Origin of the sequence: Hoeflea sp. Naph1 (assembly GCF_046837775.1) — a bacterium.
Classification (GTDB): domain Bacteria; phylum Pseudomonadota; class Alphaproteobacteria; order Rhizobiales; family Rhizobiaceae; genus Hoeflea.
In genome coordinates this window covers 2562174-2580463 of the sequence record NZ_CP177286.1, presented here as the reverse complement: position 1 = coordinate 2580463, position 18290 = coordinate 2562174, and the positions used below count along the sequence as shown (strand labels likewise).

The 18290-nt window shown below is 58.5% G+C and carries 20 protein-coding genes and 2 tRNA genes; 8 read left to right on the top strand and 14 right to left on the bottom strand.

The annotated features are described in order from the left end of the window. Positions 1-126: 126 nt before the first annotated feature. A tRNA-Thr gene (locus ACK6D9_RS12235) sits at positions 127-202 on the top strand. A gap of 485 nt (positions 203-687) precedes the next feature. On the opposite strand, the gene ACK6D9_RS12230 is transcribed toward ACK6D9_RS12235, so the two are convergent. Beyond that, positions 688-987 (bottom strand): hypothetical protein, encoded by a 300-nt coding sequence (locus tag ACK6D9_RS12230; RefSeq protein WP_412048736.1) that lies wholly within the window; start codon positions 985-987, stop codon positions 688-690. Between the two features lie 802 nt (positions 988-1789). Here ACK6D9_RS12230 and ACK6D9_RS12225 point away from each other — a divergent pair. Beyond that, a complete protein-coding gene (locus ACK6D9_RS12225; protein ID WP_412048735.1) occupies positions 1790-1999 on the top strand; it encodes a hypothetical protein in 210 nt (69 codons plus the stop codon). A 41-nt stretch (positions 2000-2040) separates the two neighbouring features. Here the strand turns inward: ACK6D9_RS12225 and ACK6D9_RS12220 are convergent, their stop codons facing one another. The 11 genes from ACK6D9_RS12220 to ACK6D9_RS12170 all read right to left on the bottom strand — a co-directional run bounded on the left by ACK6D9_RS12220 (position 2041) and on the right by ACK6D9_RS12170 (position 11165). Next, positions 2041-4284 (bottom strand): phage tail tape measure protein, encoded by a 2244-nt coding sequence (locus ACK6D9_RS12220; protein ID WP_412048734.1) that lies wholly within the window; start codon positions 4282-4284, stop codon positions 2041-2043. Positions 4285-4524: 240 nt separating this feature from the next. Beyond that, a complete protein-coding gene (locus ACK6D9_RS12215) occupies positions 4525-4809 on the bottom strand; it encodes a phage tail assembly protein (protein ID WP_412048733.1) in 285 nt (94 codons plus the stop codon). A 147-nt stretch (positions 4810-4956) separates the two neighbouring features. Then, positions 4957-5289, bottom strand: coding sequence for a hypothetical protein (locus ACK6D9_RS12210; RefSeq protein ID WP_412048732.1), 333 nt, complete (start codon positions 5287-5289; stop codon positions 4957-4959). A gap of 304 nt (positions 5290-5593) precedes the next feature. Then, the gene (locus ACK6D9_RS12205; RefSeq protein WP_412048731.1) at positions 5594-5983 is read right to left on the bottom strand and encodes a hypothetical protein; all 390 of its coding nucleotides are present in this window, start codon (positions 5981-5983) and stop codon (positions 5594-5596) included. Positions 5984-5985: 2 nt separating this feature from the next. Beyond that, entirely contained in the window at positions 5986-6930 is a 945-nt protein-coding gene (locus ACK6D9_RS12200) for a hypothetical protein (protein ID WP_412048730.1), read from the bottom strand. Further along, the gene (locus tag ACK6D9_RS12195) at positions 6927-7259 is read right to left on the bottom strand and encodes a MerR family transcriptional regulator (RefSeq protein ID WP_412048729.1); all 333 of its coding nucleotides are present in this window, start codon (positions 7257-7259) and stop codon (positions 6927-6929) included. The genes ACK6D9_RS12200 and ACK6D9_RS12195 overlap by 4 nt, the downstream gene beginning before the upstream one ends. Positions 7260-7690: 431 nt before the next feature. Next, complete coding sequence (locus ACK6D9_RS12190) at positions 7691-8353, bottom strand: hypothetical protein (protein ID WP_412048728.1); 663 nt, start codon at positions 8351-8353, stop codon at positions 7691-7693. 833 nt (positions 8354-9186) lie between these two features. Then, complete coding sequence (locus ACK6D9_RS12185; RefSeq protein ID WP_412048727.1) at positions 9187-9522, bottom strand: hypothetical protein; 336 nt, start codon at positions 9520-9522, stop codon at positions 9187-9189. A 60-nt stretch (positions 9523-9582) separates the two neighbouring features. Next, positions 9583-10452: a hypothetical protein gene (locus ACK6D9_RS12180; RefSeq protein ID WP_412048726.1), complete on the bottom strand. Its 870-nt coding sequence runs from the start codon at positions 10450-10452 to the stop codon at positions 9583-9585. A 312-nt stretch (positions 10453-10764) separates the two neighbouring features. Continuing rightward, positions 10765-10962: a hypothetical protein gene (locus ACK6D9_RS12175; protein ID WP_412048725.1), complete on the bottom strand. Its 198-nt coding sequence runs from the start codon at positions 10960-10962 to the stop codon at positions 10765-10767. Then, the gene (locus tag ACK6D9_RS12170; RefSeq protein ID WP_412048724.1) at positions 10959-11165 is read right to left on the bottom strand and encodes a helix-turn-helix transcriptional regulator; all 207 of its coding nucleotides are present in this window, start codon (positions 11163-11165) and stop codon (positions 10959-10961) included. Before ACK6D9_RS12170 ends, ACK6D9_RS12175 begins: the two co-directional genes overlap by 4 nt. Positions 11166-11327: 162 nt before the next feature. Between ACK6D9_RS12170 and ACK6D9_RS12165 the strand changes: the two genes are divergently transcribed. Together ACK6D9_RS12165 and ACK6D9_RS12160 are read left to right on the top strand one after the other, a co-directional pair. Continuing rightward, a complete protein-coding gene (locus tag ACK6D9_RS12165) occupies positions 11328-12503 on the top strand; it encodes a tyrosine-type recombinase/integrase (protein ID WP_412048723.1) in 1176 nt (391 codons plus the stop codon). Continuing rightward, positions 12477-12598 (top strand) — tRNA-Ser (locus tag ACK6D9_RS12160). Before ACK6D9_RS12165 ends, ACK6D9_RS12160 begins: the two co-directional genes overlap by 27 nt. A gap of 149 nt (positions 12599-12747) precedes the next feature. Here ACK6D9_RS12160 and ACK6D9_RS12155 read toward each other — a convergent pair. Continuing rightward, positions 12748-13635: an AraC family transcriptional regulator gene (locus tag ACK6D9_RS12155; RefSeq protein ID WP_412048722.1), complete on the bottom strand. Its 888-nt coding sequence runs from the start codon at positions 13633-13635 to the stop codon at positions 12748-12750. Positions 13636-13790: 155 nt separating this feature from the next. On the opposite strand from ACK6D9_RS12155, the gene ACK6D9_RS12150 reads away from it, so the two are divergent. Beyond that, complete coding sequence (locus tag ACK6D9_RS12150) at positions 13791-14618, top strand: cysteine hydrolase (RefSeq protein WP_412048721.1); 828 nt, start codon at positions 13791-13793, stop codon at positions 14616-14618. 187 nt (positions 14619-14805) lie between these two features. On the opposite strand, the gene ACK6D9_RS12145 is transcribed toward ACK6D9_RS12150, so the two are convergent. Beyond that, positions 14806-15033, bottom strand: coding sequence for a hypothetical protein (locus tag ACK6D9_RS12145; RefSeq protein WP_412048720.1), 228 nt, complete (start codon positions 15031-15033; stop codon positions 14806-14808). Positions 15034-15328: 295 nt separating this feature from the next. On the opposite strand from ACK6D9_RS12145, the gene ACK6D9_RS12140 reads away from it, so the two are divergent. The 3 genes from ACK6D9_RS12140 to ACK6D9_RS12130 all read left to right on the top strand — a co-directional run bounded on the left by ACK6D9_RS12140 (position 15329) and on the right by ACK6D9_RS12130 (position 18128). Next, entirely contained in the window at positions 15329-16093 is a 765-nt protein-coding gene (locus ACK6D9_RS12140; RefSeq protein ID WP_322989635.1) for an NAD kinase, read from the top strand. Positions 16094-16146: 53 nt separating this feature from the next. Then, complete coding sequence (locus ACK6D9_RS12135; protein ID WP_412048719.1) at positions 16147-16743, top strand: hypothetical protein; 597 nt, start codon at positions 16147-16149, stop codon at positions 16741-16743. 347 nt (positions 16744-17090) lie between these two features. After that, positions 17091-18128, top strand: coding sequence for an IS110 family transposase (locus tag ACK6D9_RS12130; RefSeq protein WP_412048717.1), 1038 nt, complete (start codon positions 17091-17093; stop codon positions 18126-18128). Positions 18129-18290: the final 162 nt, after the last annotated feature.

Genomic DNA, 18290 nt, shown 5'->3' with positions numbered 1-18290 from the left:
GCAACCGTTTTCAACGCTGCATCGGGTTGTTTCTGGCCGTCGCTACCCGCCGTAACGGCGGATCATTCACCAATCACATTGTTTTTGCTTTACAGATGCGCCCAATATGCTATCGGCATCGGCGCTGCCCTTGTAGCTCAGTTGGTAGAGCACCTGATTTGTAATCAGGGGGTCGCGGGTTCGAATCCTGCCGGGGGCACCATTCATTATCTAGCTAATACAACAGCTTACACGGAAACCCGCCCTAATCCGGCGGGTTTTTTGTGCGCCACAAGCTTAACCAGAGTTACCATGTTTTCCGGGCTTTCTTGAGGTTAGCCGGGATTCCGTGGCGCATGGATGGCGCATAAAGCCCTCATTTCTATCTATTCAAAGAATCAATCCCCCAGGCCGGCAGGTGTTCCACGGGTTGCGCATGGCGATCGGCCGGCCTGGGGTATCCGCCGGGCACCCTATCCACCCGGCGGAATTTCTCCCCTCCCGCCGCAACAAAGCGGCGGGAGGCATTGGTAGTCTCCTCGTGGTGCCCGGCAACGATTGGTGGTCGGTGCCAGGATCTACCCCCTAGCGTCCGCCAGGGGAGAGCGCGCCCCGCTTTTTTGCGATCGGCGCGCTGGCGGCGGTGGGTGGGGTTGGTGAAGCCCCGCAAGGCTGGTTCCCTGTTGTGGTGCCACCGCCGTCGCGTTCTTAATTTGCTAGTGGCGGCCCCGCGTAATATTCAAATCCATAATCGCGCCGATCAATCCCTGCGGTCCGCTCCAAAAAGTCAACTAGCGATTCCGCTAGTTTTTCCATGCGGCCATGCGGGCCGTCCCGATCAATTTCCCCCGAAAGCATAGCGGCCAGCATCAGCGCATCTGCCGGCGTTACGGGCCGCATGGCTGCAGCTTCGTCGGCGATGGCTTCCAGGTCGGCATAGTCGCTCGGCTTGGTTGCCGAATGAACTGCCTGGATGGCTGCGCTCGTTCTCTCAACTAGATTTTGCATTTCCGGTTACCCCGTTGTTTGTGAGGTAATGAAAACAGCAATTCGAAATGGAGTCAACAACAAAAACAAGGAAAAGCAATTTTGTACGATGTTTTTGCAAAGCTATACAGTTTACAAATTTGTCAAAGCAATAACGTATTCAAGAAGTATTATAGCGTTTACAAATTTGTCAAAGCAATAACCTTAGCAATTGCTGGCGGCGCGTGAGTTGCGGGCCGCTATTACCGTTTCCGCCACTGTTCAAGCGTTGGCAGATGGCCGTCACCGCCTGTCACAGCTTGGCTTATGCTGATCGAACCGACCGCGCCGCACTTGGCGCAACGGAACCGACGGCCAACGAAAACCTGATCCTGCGGATATCGTGAAAGATCAAGGTCGCGGTGCGTGCCGCACGGCGCACAGTGCGCGGTTATCCTAAAGCCGTGCCGAAGCGCGCCGCCGAACGTGGATAGGTTTATTGATTGATTTTCGGGCACGGTTCAAACTCCAAATAGAGTAGGTGCTGTCTTGCCGAACCGCCGGTTATCCCCAGGATCCCGGTTCGACGCGAACGCCCCGGGCCGGTTTTTCTTGCAGGTTGGGGGTATAATCTGCCAGATTCATGTTGTTGTTTGAAAAAACAATGAGGTCCGGTTTGGTTGCAGCCCAACCGGACCTCTATGGCAAGGCCAACGTCCTTCCCTGTCGGGTAGCGTCGGAATTGCAGAAAGTCGGACCGTTAAGTCCTCCTGTACACGGTAACACTACCGGTCTCGGCTTTCTCCTTCAACCACAAAGACAGGGAGGAAGGCTGATATCCAAAATGGAAATCAGAATTACTATTGAACCGAACCGGCGGTCGCCGAAGGTTTCGGCAGATATGGCTGGGCGGATACGCGCCCTCTATCGGCTGGGCTACACTCAACATGATATTGCCGCCATGCTGGGTATTAACCAAGGCCGTGTCTCAGAGGTCGTACGGTTTAAGGTTCATCCGACTGTACCGCCCACGCAGGGCGAACTTTTCCAATAACACTGTCCCCGGCTCGCTTCGGCGGGCCGGGTTAGCTCTCATCAGTTCGCCCCATCCGAATATGCGCCATTTGAAAGCGAGTTAAGCTGCGCCGAGATTGCGTCGGTTGTCTGCCGTGCGATCTGCGCCGGGTCGGCGTTGGTCGTCGCGTTCACTGTGACGTTGATCACAGGCGCCGGCGTTGGGTTTGTCACCCGCACATCCTGCGTGCCACTTGGCTGCGTCGTCACCGGGTTTGGAATCGATACGTCCGGCGTGCCGGATATGCTCACCTCGTCAGGGCCGCCCGCAATGCCGTCCGTGTTGACGCGCATTGACGGAAACTTGTCGACTATCCAGTTGTCCAGCCGCTTGAACAGGCCGACCGAGCTTTCGCCAAGCGCCGGTTGATTGCGATCGCCCATATCGGCGTCAAGGCTGCCGTCGTTCTGCGCGCGCCGGTATGCCAGCATCGATGCGTCTTCAGCCCCGCGTGGTGTTGCCAGGCGGCGCGCCTCTGCAGCGTTGTCCTTGGATAACTCGCTTGCAACATACCCCGTACCGATCACAGCGCCTGCGCCAAGCACAGCAGCCGTTCCAAGCCCAATACCAGCGGCCGTACCGGCGCCCGCAGCAGCCGTACCAGCACCACCGGCAACAGCCGCGACGCCGCCGGCGCCTTTTATGAACCGAAGCGCCGTGCCAATCCTGCTGATCGGCCCGGCGACCATCCACAGGCCTGCCGCGATCGCCGTCCATTGGATGGCTGATAGATCGGTCAAGTTTGATGCGAACTCGCCAAGGCTATTCGCCCCTTGCGCCGCATCAATCAAAGCGCCCATCGCCGTCACGGCAATCATGATCTTGCCGATAGGCGACAGCGCCAGTGCAGCAAACCCGCGCGACAAACCAAGCAAGGCCCAACCGGCGCCGCCAATCAGCAAGATACCACCAGCCGACAGATTGCCGCCAAGGCCAGACATCGCGTCTTTGATATTCGTGACAGCCGCGCCGAAGTTGCCGCCCGACACATTGTCGGAAAACGACTTCAAATCCCGCCCGATACCACGAAAGCGGTTGGACAATTTCGCCAGGCCCATCACCCGGTCGTCGGCCTCGCCAAGCGTGCCGCCAAACGCCTTGCCGAATATCAAATCGCCAAGGTCGTTCATCAGCGCCCGCGGACCGTCACCGCCACCGTACCCGATGCCAGTCATCAATCCGCTGAATGCAGTCTTGACCTGATCCAGAACGCCAACGCGCTTGCCGAGCGTGTCGAGAACGTCACCGATACCGAGCCCTAGTTCCTTGATCGTAGGTAGCCAGCCGTCGCCAATTTCAATGCCGACCGCAGCAAACTTGTTGCCAATGACTTTAAGGGCGTTCGCGGTTGTTTCTGCGCGCGTCAGGTATTCCTTGAACGATGACCCGGCGAAGTTCGACTCGCTACCAACGAGCCCCAACTGCCTGCGAAGTTCCCGCGTATCGTCAAGCACCGGCATAAGTGCCCGCGCCTCGTCGCCGAACATGGCGCCGGCAATACTGATCCGCTCCCATTCGGGAAGCGCCGCGATCTTGTCCAGAACATCAAGCGTGGTGCCGAGCGCGTTCTTTTGCATCGACTTGGCGGTCTTGATGCTATCGAGCCCAAGCCGCTTAAATGCCGTGTTCTGCTTTTTGGTGGCGCGTTCACCAATCGTCAGCGCCCGCCCCATGTTGCGGAAAGACGTTGCCGCAACTTCAGTCTGTGCACCGGACGCAACCATCGCGCCGCCGAACGCGAGTGTTTCCGTAGTCGAGAAGCCAAACATTTTGCCGTTAGCGGCAACACGCTTGGAAAAGTCGACAAGATCCGGCGAGGCGGCCGCCGTGTTGTTCCCGAGGTGGTTGATGGCATCGGCGTAAAGGCCGATTTCGCTAACATTCAAGCCAAGCTGGTTTTTGATCTTTGCCAGCGATTCTGATGTGTCACCCTCGGACGTTTCCCACGCGACCGAAACTTTCGCCACCATTTCCGAGAACTTTTGGAGTTCGTTCATCGGAATGTTCGACTGCCCGGCCGCGGCATAGATCGACGCGAACCCCTCCGCCGTTACCGGCAGGACTTTCGACATGCCGACAATTTCGGACCGGATGCGCGCAAGGTCGCCGGGCGTGCCGTTGACTACCTTGCGGACGTCAGCGAAAGCTTCCTCGAATTTCATGGCGGCACCGACCGTACCGCCAATGCCCTTTGTTACGCCGACATAGCCCGCGCCCATGGCAAGCAGGTTACGCACGCCGCCGCCCAACCCGCCGCCAAGCATGGCACCGTTCGCGCGTCGTGCGCGGTTGTTCAATCTATCTAGGGAAGCGCCGATGCCACGCGACGGGCCTGTGACGCGGTCGACCAAAGATAGAATTAGTTTAGATGTTAATGTGGCCACGTCAGTGCCTTTCCGGCGTTAGCAATTCTGTGATCGCATCACGCCAGCGAATTGCCTCCGCTGGCGTCATGTTTTCGATCTCGGAAAGTGGTGTGTGTAGTTCCCGGCAAAGCCAGGCGGTCAGTCGCCGCCACCCTGTTCGGCGACCGTCAGAAAAGGGCGCATTTCACGATCGCACGCCGCATAATCAGCCAGGCCAAAATCGGCGATTTCAGGCTGCGTAGCGCCAGACAATTGCGCCATCATAATCGCGGTCATCGCATGCTGGCCGCCGCTTTTTGCGACGTTTTCAACCACAATCAAATCGGCAACCTTGGGCTCGCGGAAAGCGATTGTGTCGGTTGCCTTGCCGGCTAGCGTGTAGCTTTTGGAAAGCTTTACCTGGATTGTCTTTTTATCAGTCATTGTGGATTTCCCTCAAGAAATTTTGGATGTGGCGATCAACCTCGCCGGGTGTTGTGGTTGCTGCCATGACGGTGGCAACGGTTTGCTGGCCGGCACGAATGGCGGCCAGCGGTGCGGCTAATGCCGCTGAATTATTGGTGATGCTTGTCATAGGCCGGCCAGGGCGAGCGCGTCCTCGACCGCATCTTCCACTTGCCGCGTTTTTGCTCGCGGTTCGTTGCAGCGCAACAGCGACGCGTAGGCGGCCAAGGCGAGTTGGTTGAATGTTTCGAAATCGTCGTGATCGCGGAATTTCACAACCTTTCCGCCATACCTCGAGCGGGGGATGAGCGCGCCTATTGATCCGTCTTCATTTTTGACAATGGCACATGACGAAATACGGATCGGACCCAAATTTACAGTGAAGCTAGCCAGGACGGCATTCCTGCTGCCTGGGGGGTGCACCACCAATTCCATCGCTGCGATTTTTAGATCGAGCATTGTTTTACTCCTTTGAGACGCCGAACACTGCCGGCACCTGTTGTCAGATTAAATTTCTTTTCGCCGCGCCTGAATCTGTTACCTGTTCGCTTCAATCGCAGTTCAGGTAACAGACTGGCAGCGTTTCTTGCGGTCCGCTTCGATCCCGCGTTTACAAGGTTGCGCGTAATATTATTGCGCCAAACGGCGGTATTGGGTAACATTGTGTTACCCTCTTTTTTCACGACGCAAAGTCTGCGATCCCGGGCCTCCGCCGCCGCATGGCTGCCGGGGGGCGTTACAAGATACTTGACCCACCGGGGTGCTACCCGTCCCGCCGACGCGCGTTCGCCGCCTCGATCACCCGCGCCCAAGCCGCTGCGGCTGCCGTTGGCGCTGGCGCGTCATCGCTGGCCGCTGGTTTGCCGCTTGCCCCTGCCTTGCGGTTCACCTTGTCGATGACGCCTTGCCAGGTTGCTGCGGCTGGCGCTGCCGGAGCCGGCGCGGCTGGTGCGGCAGGTGCTGGTGGCGCGGCTGGTGCGGTAGCCTTAATCGCTGATGCCGGCGCGGCAGCGATCTGCGCGTCGGTGGGCAAAAATGTCAGCGCGTTTTCGATGTCGACCGGCCGGCCTTGGCGTGCCATCGCCGTGGCGACATTGCGGCGTGCGATGGCGTAGGCTCCGGCTTCCGCCATACGCTGTTTGTCTTCGGTCATACTTATTCAATCTCCAAAATTGCGCGAGGATCAGCATCGCGGCGCCTGCCAATGACCTGGCCGACTTCGGCGGCGGCGATGATATGAGCTTCCTCAAGTCTCTCGAGCGCCAACTTGTCGGCAGCGAGGGCGGACAACTCTGCCGCCCGTTCGAAGTCTGACACCCCGCCACCAGGATGTGCTGCCCTGATTTTCTTGGCGGCTTCGGCTTTCAGGATGTCGGAAAGCGCCCATGCCTCAAAGGCCAATCGATGCACGTCCGACGACGCATGATCGGTCGCTTCGCCGACATTGACCGGCGAGCCAAAGCGTTTGCTGAAGTACATCGCAGGTTCGTTACGGGCCGCATTCGCATCGATCGCGGCATTCATCCGGCCAATCAGATCGTCGACAGGTGCTGGCGCGCTTTCCATGGCCGCGGACCGGGCTTCGATATCGTCAATCCGGGCGCGCAGCTCGTGAATGGCGTCCTGATGGTGCTGCCCCTTTGTCAGCGTTGCGGCTGGCGGCTTCACGGGTTTGAATTTCGTGCCGCGGTTGTCTGCAAGCCATTGCGAAAGTTCGGACAGGAAGGTCCATTTTTCGGTTTCGGCCGATGCCCGCTCGGCGGCTGCTTTGCGATGCTGCCAAATTTCCCATCGGTCCAAAACGAGCCTAGCGGCGTGCGCGATGCGGGTGGTTTCCGCCACATCCCGTCCGCGATCTTCGACAGGGGTGTAAGCTGGTCGGCCATCCGTGCCCGTAGATTTTTCAACCGAAAAACGGCGGAAAAGTTGTCGTTCGCCTTCCGAAAAAAGCCGGAAGTCTTCGCGGGCGGCATCTGAAGATGCCGATCGTGCGTCCATGGCGGCAGTCGATTCCATGATGGCGGCGCTGATTTTAGATCGTGCCGATGGTACGACCCCGCCCACCATTTTCAGCAGCTTTTCAGATTGTTCGATGTTCATTGTGGTTGTTCCTTGATGGTTGCGAGGGCGGCTGCCAAGTCGATCGTGACGGAGGCGGCGCCATTGCTGCGGATTGTGACGGATCCAGATCGCTGGCCGCTGAAAGCGATAGGAATTATTTCCGCGAGGACTTCGGGCGACACCGGAACGCCGAGACGGAGCAGCGACACCGCCATTGCGATTGCGAGCGTGTCGTCGGTGTCGAAAACCCGCTTACCGCCGACACGGCGCGAAATTGGGCGAATGCTTTTTGAGATTTGGACCCAGGTCCGGACCGTCGACTCGTCGACAGCCAGCGACCGGGCCAGCGTGGCGACGGTGAAGTGCATTGAATGATTCCGGTTATGTTGATTAAAAAATAGAAACAGCCGCTCCCAAATTAGGAACGGCTGTCATTCAAACTGTGTCGGCGAGCGACGCGAGGCACTCGGCCGACTGACCGGCAATTCGAGGAATTTCGAACGGCCGATTCCGTGAACTTCGCCGGGAGTGACGCCAGACACTCAACCGGCTGACCGGGGGGGGGGCGAAGACCCACGAACCCACCGATTCCTTGAATAAAAATACCGCCCCGTAAGGAGCGGCTGAGTTTTGGCAAGTCAGCCCCTATATAAACCGCCAAAAAATGGATGCGGCGGCGATCTTTCGCGAGATCACCGCCGATGCACGCCAGCGGACCTGCAAGAAACGCCAGCGGGCCGGGCGTCTGTTGAACGCCGCCTCCTATTGTAAACCGCGCAACTTGCGAAAAGGGGACGCTCTAGGCCGCCAATGCCGCGTCGAGCGCCGCACAAGCATCTAAAACCGCCTGCTGGCCGTGGCGCTCGGCTGATTTGCCGATATAACCGAGACGCCGGCCCACGTCACCAAAACCTGAAGACGAAACGGCAATATCAAGAATGCTGGCCGTTTGCGCTCCTACGACCTCGCGCAAGTGCGCGGCGTACTCCGCATCCTCAACCGGATCGGCAAAATCGAAAGCCGCCGGGCTTGCAGTCTGGCTTGTTCCCACTGTTTCCGGCGTGTTGTCGTTTGCCGCAGCGCCTTTCGGCGCGCCGTACCGCTCTATCGGACGGTATTCACCTAACCGCACTATACCGCCAAGCGGCACGCGGACTGCGCCCATGCGGACGCCTTTGTCAGTGCGGACGGTTGCCGGTTCCTCGGCTTCGCCATTGGAAAATATATAATCGCCCATGCGCACCAGGCACCGGGATTTTGATTTGAATCGCTTGCCGATCGGGCCGTATTCGATACGTCCACCGACAGGCACGAGGTCAACTTCACCGCCGCCACCACGCTTGGCGTGCCGCAGCTCTGCGAACACAACGCCATCAAGCGCGGGCTCCATTTCGCTGGTACGCGGTCGCATTTCCATCTTGCGGTCAAGCGTCACCGGTGCGCGCCTGCCTTCCGGTTCCATTTCGTCAGGCTCGTTGTCGTTGTCAGCGGCCAGTGTCCAACTCGACTCCGCGCGCTGCGCTATCTCTCGCCAGGCCAGTAAACTGCGCACACTACATGCTAAGGCCGCGTGCCGCGGTGTGGTTGTTTTAGCTTTCCGGGGCGTAATTTTTGAATCGGTGGTCGGTGCGGCGGCGCGCCATGCGTCGAGCGCAGCGCGGTATGTGGACGGAGTCCACCTTTCGTCTGTTTTAAATGCCATGTTGTTTGCAGGTCCGAAGTAGGTGCAGGTTTTTGCCGGACGGTACCGGCGGCGTGTCGGGCTGGTTGCAATTATCAAATTAGTTGAATCTTACAAATTTGTCAATACGGTCTATTGCAATTAGATTTATTATGTGCATAATATCTGCCCCGCCGTCACAGCGGCCCGCTGGTGGGCGTTTGTGCGCGGCATGGGTGATTGTGCCACGGCGGGCTGGCAATCGTGCTGTCGGGCGGCTGTGTGGATTTGTGGCCAGCCGCACGGCCTGGACCTGTTGATGCTTGGACATGCCTGCGTCACGTGCCGCGTCCTCGCGATACAACGGGGTATAGTCGCCCTCACCCCGTTTGCCATCTCTTGCCCCGTGCCCTGGCTCGATCTGCTTAAGCAATTCCCCTGCCCGCCGGATAGCGCGGCAACACCGGCAACACCGGCAACACCATCAAAATGCCGGTTTCCCGCCGTGCGGACGGTGTTGCCGAGCTGAAAAATTCTGTCGGTAGGCCATTACCGGGAGTTTTGACCCGCATGGCCTGCCGGGGGTGTTATGGGGCTCCGATGGCCGGGGGGGGTGGCCGCAATGCGCGATTGTGTTAAGCGCCTGGTGTGAATCCTTGTCGTTCAAAAAACTCCCTTTGCCGCGCCTTGAAGGCCAGCACCTGCTCAGGCGTTGCGCGCGCGTATCCGGTGCGGCCGCGGGCGAGCATTAATTTTGTGAAACTATATCTATGACCAATCCCCCAGACATGCAGGATCAGGCCGCGCTTGTATAACCGCGATACCGCCCGCGACACCGCGACTCGGTTTGATTCGGTTTCGGCAAGGCCCAGCGCCATGACAAGTTCAACCCGCGTTGGCGCCTCCTGGCAGTCCATCCCTTCCGTCAGTGCCGGCAGGGCTTCCAGAATATCGGTTTGCAGCTTACTCAATCCGCGTCCCATGTTGCCCCCCTATCGGTTACAGAAGCCCAACTTGGTTTTTCGTAACCGTTACGCACAATCAGGTGCCGGTTGGATTTCGCACTGAGCATCAAAAACAACCCACAAGCCGTGAAGATCCTCGCTGCCTTGGATACCCTCATCCATCAAACTGGTCAGGCGCGCTAAAGCCTTCTGACCGTCAGCCTGCCTAGATGGATCGTTCGACTCAAGACAGATACCTGCCTCATCTAAGTCGCCGGCATTGTTCTTCAGCTTCAGATTCAGCCACTTTTCACCTGCTTCGCCATCAACGCTGCTGTCTATAATTTTCCATTCAACGGGGGGCTCACCCCGCGTTGTCGTAAGACATAAAGCGGGGGGGGAAGCCCCACCAACGTAGGGAACCGTAGGTTCTACGTAGGTTTGGGGGGTACCTGGCACCCCCACTAATTCACGAAGTGGGGCTGTAGAGGCCCCCACTAAAGCGCTTTGTGGGGGTGTGGAGGCCCCCACAAAGTTTTCCTTCTTAGTGGGGGTGGGGCGGCCCCCACTACGTTTACGTGATCGCCTGATTTTTTTGCGGTGGTCAACCTCTTTGCGGACCGCATCTGCCGCCGCGATGGACCATGCAAAATTCGGAATGTACGCGGTGCCGGTGGCCCCCTGGAAGTTCGCACCCACCTGTAGATAGTGATGTTGAAGCAACCGCTTGCGGGAAGCCTTGATTGCCTTTGAATTGCGGCCCGTTTCGCGAACGAGGTGCGTAACGCCCGTTGCCCGCGTGACTCCATCGTCCTTGATGAATCTGTCAGTAATCTCGGCCAGCACCGCCAGATCGCAAGCCGTGAGGCGCGTATCCTTGGAAGCAAATAAGCAGAGTTGAAACTGATCAAGTGAATTGATCTTTTTGGGTTGCCCGCCCGTATGCTCGCCACTCACCGGACAGCCCCCAGCGCATCGACAGCAAGCGCGGTAAGCCGTTCAGACATCTCCCTCGAAAAAGTCGCCGTCCGTCGCGTTCCGGCCTGGGGCGCTGCTATATAATGTGATCCGTCCGCTTTTCGGAAAACCCGGATGCCGCAAAGCCTGATATGCTCGTTCAACTCCACATCGATAAATGCGACACAATTTTTCCGCCCTGGATCGGCAATCCGGTGGCAGTATAGAAGTTTCATTTGAATTTCCTTTCGGCGCAACAATGCGCGCCGCCGGCACCATGCCGGCGGTTGGTGGTTGTGGTGGTGTGGTTGGTTAGGCGGTTAGCCTCTTTAAGTCGGCTCGTAATCGCCGATCGTTTCGATAGGCCGCCAGGTCAACAACCTGCCCGTCATCGAAAATTCGCATGCGTTTGTCGCGCTCCTCCTGTTGGGCGCGAACACATTCCAAAAGTTCGGACGGCACCCAATAAACGTCGGCGGTCGGGTCAAATGGAAATGGGAGCTTGCTCATGCCGCGGCTTCCTGCTCCGCCAGCCACTTCGCCAACGTTGAACGGCGGGCCGAGACACTGCCCCCCAATTTGAAGTGCGGCACCAGCCCGTCATAGGTCAGCCGATAAACCTGGCGCTGTGTGACGCCGAGAAACTTGGCTATTGCCGGCGCGCCGACGAGCAGATCACCGACGATGATGGCGTTGTCGTTTGCTGCTTTCATTTTTTTCTTCTCCTGGGGTTGACATGTTTTTCGAAAAGTGCGATTGTCCTTGGTGGGTTACTATGCCTACACTTGTAAATCCATCTTACAAATATGTCAAGGTCGCCTTGCGCGAGTCCGTGCGCCATGATTTCATGATCCATGAAATCAGGAGGTCACACCGTGGCGACAATTACCAAACGAAGATGGACAACCGGCAAAGGCGAGAAACGCGAGGCTTGGGTTCTCGCCTACACCGACGCCGCCGGCGCCAGGCGCAAACAGCAATTCGAAAAGAAACGGGATGCCGACGCGCGCCGGGTTGAAGTCGAAGGGCAGATCGTCGGCGGCACGTACCGCCACGAGGCGGCGACCAAATCCGTGGAGGATGCCGTTACTGACTACCTTAATGATCTTGTCGCGAGGCGCGATCGCGGGGAGCATGTAACTGAGCACTACTACAAAACGACGAAGGCCCAGTTGCTCAATTATGTAGCGCCACAGCCGGGTCGCGCGATTTCATTTGATGGCGGCATCGGCGCCGTAAAGCTCTCCCAGTGCACGGCACGCACGATCAGCGATTTGCGCGATCGCCTTCGAGATGCTGGCGTTGGTGTCGTCACAACGCGCCGCATCCTCGGTAGCCTTTCACGCGCCCTCACCTACGCTGTTTCGAAAGATATGATGGCTGCCAATCCGGCCGCAACTGTCCGCGTGACTGGCAAGCGTGGCGAAGGCTCCAAAAAGGTTGTGCCGCCCACCAAGAATGCGCTGGCCGCCGTTATCAAGGCGGCGGATGTGAATTTTGCACTCAAAATCAAATTTGCCGCAGCATCCGGATTGCGGGCATCTGAAATGCACGCTTTGACGTGGAACAAGATTGATTTTGATGCCCGCGAAGTCACCGTTGACTCCCGCGTCGATGTCTACGGGAACATGGACACAACGAAGTCGGAAGCTGGCATTCGCAAGATACCGCTCGCCGCAACCATCGCAACGGAATTGAAGGCGTGGCGGATCCGGTCGAAGTTCGCACGCGATGGCGATTTAGTGTTTCCAGACACCAAGGGCGGCTACGTGCAACATGGCAACATGCTAAAACGCAATTTCCGCCCGTTGCTGGAGTCCGTCGCCGAGACGCAAGGCAGAAAGTTTAAACCATTCGGATGGCATGCGCTTCGGCACTTTGCGATATCAACATGGATTGAAGCGGGGCTGCAGCCGAAGACGATTCAAACCTTCGCGGGGCATTCGTCTCTGGCTGTAACAATGAGCCGATACGGACATATGTTTCCGAGCGAAAGCCACACCGCAGCGATGGACAAGATTGCCGCCTCAGTCTTCGGAAATGGCGCATAAATGGCGCATGCCTCCTATTTATCTTTGTTTTTCAACACTACTATACCTGATTTGTAATCAGGGGGTCACGGGTTCGAATCCTGTCGGGGGCACCACTGATTCATTAAAAAGCGCTGCATTCTCCGATAACGGAGAGTGTGGCGTTTTTGATTCAGAGTAACCATCGGGTCACCGGATGTTTTCTCGAAGTAGCGAGCACTCCGGTGAAACAACTGAGCGGTTTCGTGCGCACCCCACCGCCTGGCTATTTCTCGGATTGGGCCCTGGCACGGAAGGCGCGGGGAGATTGACCTGTCTTGGCTTCAAACATGCGAGAGAATGCGCTGCGGCTGGAAAATCCGACCATCTCGGCCACCCGTTTCACCGGGTAATCGGTTTTCGATAAAAGCGTCCCGGCCATCCGGGCCCGCAAATCGCGCAACAACTCCATCGGGCCACTGCCATAGGCGTCAGAAAACCGCTTCGCAAATGCCGACCTGCTCATCCCGACCGCATCGGCTAGCGAATCGACCGTGTGTGCCTGCCCGGGCTGATCGAGCATCAAACGCAGGGCTGTCCAAACGCTGGGATCTTTCAGCGCGCTCATCCATGCCAGCGCGCTGTCTTGTGCCGCAAGCCGCAGACGCAGCATGTCGATCATGCATTCGAGAAGAATGGCGCGGATCATGGCGCGGCTGCCAAGGCGGGGATTGGACACTTCCCCCAACAGTCGGCTCAAGGGGTGCTCCAAACGACTGCCCGTCAAGACATATTCGACCATTGGTTCGCGGATGAGATCGACAACATCTCTGACCCCGCGCAAACCGATGGTCGCATGGGCACAAAGCGACGTCAGTTGTCCATTGCCTGCGCCGTCGACAGTTTCCAGATGTCGCGCCAGGTTCAGCTCCGCAGGACGACAGGCAGGGATTGGGTCGTTGCTCTGGCCAAAGCTGCGCAGCGCGTGGGTTTGCATCGCCGGAATCAGCACCAGCGAACCGCGCGCGACCGGCACGGGGCTACGCCCGTGGAGGATGATCTCGCCCTTGCCGGAGAGAACGTAATGCAGGGTCGTGGCCGACGCGCGCCCGAGACCAAGGTTGCATTCTCCGCGCAGTTCACACAGCGCAAAGGGTTCGGTGAGCAGTTCCATCTCATTGAATATGTGCTCAAAGGACATTCTTCAGGTGATGCCTCAATTTGGGATGAATGGATACATATATCTTCTTCAGGAGACAATTTCCGGACGCAAAGGCACATCGTAACGGGCATATCAGGGGTCAACGCAACCCCACCAAGGAGAACACGATGTGTACTTGCAATGACCCGAATCACAGCCACATTTCCCGCCGCGACGCATTGCGCGCCGGCGTGGCGCTGACGGCAGCAGTCGCGGCGACGCCTTTTGTTGCCGGATCAGCTGCAGCGCAAACTGCAGACCGTTACGCGGACCCGGCCGAGCCTGCATTGCCCCCCTCGGACATGAAGCTTGACCTTTCGCGCGCCGCACTGGTTGTCACCGACCCGCAAATCGATTTCCTCAGCCCCGACGGGGTTACCTGGGGCGTGGTGGGCCAGTCCGTGACCGAACACGACACGGTGGCCAATATCGAGAGACTGTTCAAGGCTGCGAAAGCAGCCGATATCACCGTCGCGGTCTCGCCACATTATTACTACCCGACCGATCACGGCTGGAAATTCGAAGGCGCACTGGAAAAGCTGATGCACAAGATTGGCATGTTCGACCGTCCTGGCGCGCTCAATCTGGATGGATTTGAGAATTCCGGCGCTGACTGGATGCCGCAATACAAGCAGTACATCAATGACGGTAAAACCATCATCACCTCGCCGCACAAGGTTTACGGCAACGATACCAATGACTTGAGCCTGCAACTGCGCAAACGCGGCGTCAATCAGGTGATCCTGTCAGGGATGTCGGCCAATCTTTGCACCGAATCGCACATGCGCGAACTGATTGAGAAAGGCTTTGAGGTTGCCGTGGTCAAGGACGCCACCGCTGCAGCGATCCTGCCGGAGGGCGACGGCTATCTCGCCGCCCTGACCAACTTCCGCTACATCGCCAACGCGGTGTGGACGACACAGGAAGCCGTCCAATTGATCGGTTCGGCGTCCTGACGCCAAAGCAAGTGGGCGTCGCCATTGGCGGCGCCCACTTGCGGGGGGCTGGGGCGAACCGCAACGTGAGTTTTTAAGTGCCCCATTTCTCTTCCGCCTTCGGATCAATCAGCGGCGAGCGAAGGCCGTCGGTTTTGCGGCCAATGATTGCGACGCTGGTCTTGATCAGCACAACCGCGTAACTTGGCTATCTGTCGCGCAATTTCGCAAAGGGATAAAAGTAGGTGTCCGGAATGTTCTGTATGACCGCGCGATCATCGACGCGCAGCGCGGTGCAGAACTTCAACGCCACTTCCGGGACGAAGATGAAAGCGGCCGATGGATAGTTCGACATGCCGGCCCCGTAATAGGCTTCGGTAAACAATTCATGGGTCGGCATGCCGCCAACATAGGCAAGCCTGCTGGTGAATTCCAAACACCGACAGGTATGCGCAAACAATACGCGTTTAAGCCTTCAACACTACCCCGCTGCTGAGTAGCTCCACGAGCAGGCCATAATCCCCTGCACTTCTCTGCAAAACTTCGCTTCCGTGCCCGGACATTGGACCACCGAAGCGCCAACGTCCCGCTTTGAGCGCCGTCTTGTCGCGAAGCCGACGAGACTTCCGTGCACGGTCAGAACCTTAGCTTGCCGTGGCCATGTGGGCAGCCCTTGCATCCTGACCCGGCTATCGGCATTGTCGGTCGGTGACCGGGAGCAAGTTCATCATATGACACGCAAATTCAGTTTCATTGCCTCCGGCGCCCCGGACGCACAGGCGGCGGCCAAGCATCTGGCAGCGCTCTATGGCAATGCCCGCCAGGAAGACGCCGATGTGATCGTGGCGCTGGGCGGCGACGGCTTCATGCTGCAGACACTGCACGAGCAGATGAACTCCGGGCGGGTGGTTTACGGCATGAACCGCGGCTCTGTCGGCTTTTTGATGAACACCTATTCCGATGCTGACCTGCCTGGACGCGTCGACGCGGCAGTGGAAAACATCATCCGGCCGCTGAAAATGGAAGCGACGGACGCAGATGGCGTCATCCACCGGGCGCTGGCGATCAACGAGGTATCGCTGCTCAGACAGAGCTACCAGGCCGCCAAGCTGCGGCTGACAATCGACGGCCAGGTGCGGATGGAAGAACTGATCTGCGATGGCATCATGGTGGCGACACCGGCCGGGTCAACCGCCTACAATTTGTCGGCACACGGGCCGATATTGCCGCTGGACGCGCAACTGCTGGCGCTGACCCCGGTGAGCCCGTTCCGGCCCCGGCGTTGGCGCGGGGCGTTACTGCCCAACAAGGTCATGGTTAGCATGGATGTGCTGGAACACGAGAAACGGCCGGTCAACGCAGTGGCCGATCACCAGGAGGTCAAATCGGTGGTTCGGGTGCAGGTTTCTGAATCGCAGGACCAGACGGCGCGGATCCTCACCGATTCAAGCCATTCCTGGAATGATCGCATTCTGGCCGAACAGTTCCTGTACTGATTTGCCGCCAATCACGAAACGCTCCGGGCGCAACTACCAACTCTGAAGAGGGCATGCCGATGTCGCTTTGCACACCGAAGACCCTGTTGTTTCTGGCCGGACTGATTCCGGCACTCGCCAACCCGAGCCTTGCACAGGACATTGAAGGCGTTGCCGAAAGCCTGTCCGAACGGGTCTTGTTCGTCACCAGTGGCGGCGCCTGGGAAGAAGCAGTCAACCCCGGCCCCGACGAGACCGGAGAGACCAGCGACGGCAAGGCAGCCGAACCGCAGATAAAGGATGAAGGTCAGGCACCAGACAACGCCAATCCAGACGTGGCGGAAGCAACACCACCCACCGCGCCGCAACGCGGTTACTACCGGCTGGTGGCGCTGCGCGGGCCCGATAACAGGTCGTTGCTGCATCTGCAGCAAATAGCGCTGACGGGGGATGGGCCGGAACTGGTGCTGTCGATCGAGGTCGAGGAAATCAACGCACTCGGCGCCTATGTCACCGATATCCGCCCCGAGGATTCGACCGGAGCAGCCAGTCAGCCGGGCTTCGCCGCCTATATCTATCTGAAAACCGATCCGACCATGGTCGAACCCGAGACCTGGGCATTGTATGTTGATGAGTTCGGCGACATCGTGGTGGAAAAAACTTCCAACTGACGCGGCCCACACTCAAGCAATTTTGGTTTGAGCTCCGAGCTGGAAGCGATAGTACCGCCAGCCTCTTGCGGCCCTTGCTCCACGGAGCGAATGGGGCCGGTATCGGCGCCTGTCAAACCAGAACCCGGTGGCGGCACCGGCAAACGGCTTTGCTGCTCATTGGCACGAAAACGGAGGCCAGGGCCTCCGTTCCCGCATTGTGCAGGCGATGCTGGAAACTAGATGGGGTAACGGGCTGCCAAGCCGGCCGACGGAGGCAGGGTTGGTGAGAAGGTGGTCGTCCCTCACACTGATGGTGTGAACGGAGTCGGGACGGATCCCGCTCCAAGCATCGAGGAGAGACGACCATGGAGCATTATGCAGGGATTGACGTTTCATTGGAATCTTCGAGCGTGTGCGTTGTCGACGCCAGTGGCAAGATCGTTCGCGAGAGTAAGGTGGCAAGCGAACCGGCAGCGCTGATCGGCTGGTTTGCGTCGCTCGGCTTTGAGCTGGTGCGCATCGGACTGGAAGCTGGCCCCCTATCGCAATGGCTTTATGCGGCCATGCGGCAAGACGGCCTTGCAGTCGAGCTTCTGGAGACGCGGCATGTGCGTGACGCCTTCAAGGCGATGCCGGTGAAGACGGACCGGAATGATGCGCGTGGGATCGCGCAGTTGATGCGGTTGGGTTGGTTCCGGCCGGTGCATTGCAAATCTTTGGCAGCGCAGGAGGTTCGGGCAGTGCTGACGGCGCGCAAGCTGGTTCAATCGAAGTTGCGGGATATGGAGAACAGTGTGCGTGGCATTTTGCGCGGCTTCGGGCTGAAGGTCGGCCCGACCACGCCGCGCCACTTTGCCGAACGCATCCGCGATCTCGTGGTCGGCCATGAGAACCTGCAGATTGTGACGGGGGGACTGCTTTCGGTGCATGCCGTGCTCTTGCGCGAGTTTCAGGCTTTCGAAAAGCAAGTTCGAGCGCTGGTGCGTCAGGATATAAGGACCAGGCAGTTAATGACCACACCGGGAGTGGGGCCGATCGTGGCGCTTACATATGCGTCTGCCATCGACGACCCGGATCGTTTCTCCTCCTCCAAGCAAGTGGGCGCGCATTTCGGGCTGACGCCAAGGCGGTATCAGTCCGGCGAGACCGACTACAGCGGCCGCATCAGCAAGATCGGTGACGCGGCGGTGCGCACGGCGCTGTTTGAAGCCGCCCACATCATGCTGACCAAACCGCTCAAGGGCTGCACGGCGCTCAAGAGTTGGGCGATGCGGATTGCCCGACGTGCCGGAATGAAGAAGGCAAAGGTTGCGCTCGCGCGCAAGCTCGCCGTGATCCTGCACCGCATGCTCGCCAACGGCACCGTCTTCAACGGTGAAGCCAAGTCGATGACGGGGGCCTAAAAAAGGAGAGCCAAGGTTCTCGGGTGGGCCACGACACCAGACCTTCCCGAAGCGAAGTCCCGTCGCCGGGACGATGGATCAGGTCAGACCGTAACAGCCTGCGTGGCATAGCGATCACGCGACTCTAGATTGGTCGACCTCATCCTCTTCAAACCCCATCAG

Coding starts and splice junctions, on each gene's coding strand:
- ACK6D9_RS12230 (WP_412048736.1), bottom strand. CDS start 987: ATGCAAAATCTAGTTGAGAGAACGAGCGCAGCCATCCAGGCAGTTCAT.
- ACK6D9_RS12225 (WP_412048735.1), top strand. CDS start 1,790: ATGGAAATCAGAATTACTATTGAACCGAACCGGCGGTCGCCGAAGGTT.
- ACK6D9_RS12220 (WP_412048734.1), bottom strand. CDS start 4,284: ATGCTTGGCGGCGGGTTGGGCGGCGGCGTGCGTAACCTGCTTGCCATG.
- ACK6D9_RS12215 (WP_412048733.1), bottom strand. CDS start 4,809: ATGACTGATAAAAAGACAATCCAGGTAAAGCTTTCCAAAAGCTACACG.
- ACK6D9_RS12210 (WP_412048732.1), bottom strand. CDS start 5,289: ATGCTCGATCTAAAAATCGCAGCGATGGAATTGGTGGTGCACCCCCCA.
- ACK6D9_RS12205 (WP_412048731.1), bottom strand. CDS start 5,983: ATGACCGAAGACAAACAGCGTATGGCGGAAGCCGGAGCCTACGCCATC.
- ACK6D9_RS12200 (WP_412048730.1), bottom strand. CDS start 6,930: ATGAACATCGAACAATCTGAAAAGCTGCTGAAAATGGTGGGCGGGGTC.
- ACK6D9_RS12195 (WP_412048729.1), bottom strand. CDS start 7,259: ATGCACTTCACCGTCGCCACGCTGGCCCGGTCGCTGGCTGTCGACGAG.
- ACK6D9_RS12190 (WP_412048728.1), bottom strand. CDS start 8,353: ATGGAACCGGAAGGCAGGCGCGCACCGGTGACGCTTGACCGCAAGATG.
- ACK6D9_RS12175 (WP_412048725.1), bottom strand. CDS start 10,962: ATGAGCAAGCTCCCATTTCCATTTGACCCGACCGCCGACGTTTATTGG.
- ACK6D9_RS12170 (WP_412048724.1), bottom strand. CDS start 11,165: ATGAAAGCAGCAAACGACAACGCCATCATCGTCGGTGATCTGCTCGTC.
- ACK6D9_RS12155 (WP_412048722.1), bottom strand. CDS start 13,635: ATGGAACTGCTCACCGAACCCTTTGCGCTGTGTGAACTGCGCGGAGAA.
- ACK6D9_RS12150 (WP_412048721.1), top strand. CDS start 13,791: ATGTGTACTTGCAATGACCCGAATCACAGCCACATTTCCCGCCGCGAC.
- ACK6D9_RS12140 (WP_322989635.1), top strand. CDS start 15,329: ATGACACGCAAATTCAGTTTCATTGCCTCCGGCGCCCCGGACGCACAG.
- ACK6D9_RS12135 (WP_412048719.1), top strand. CDS start 16,147: ATGCCGATGTCGCTTTGCACACCGAAGACCCTGTTGTTTCTGGCCGGA.
- ACK6D9_RS12130 (WP_412048717.1), top strand. CDS start 17,091: ATGGAGCATTATGCAGGGATTGACGTTTCATTGGAATCTTCGAGCGTG.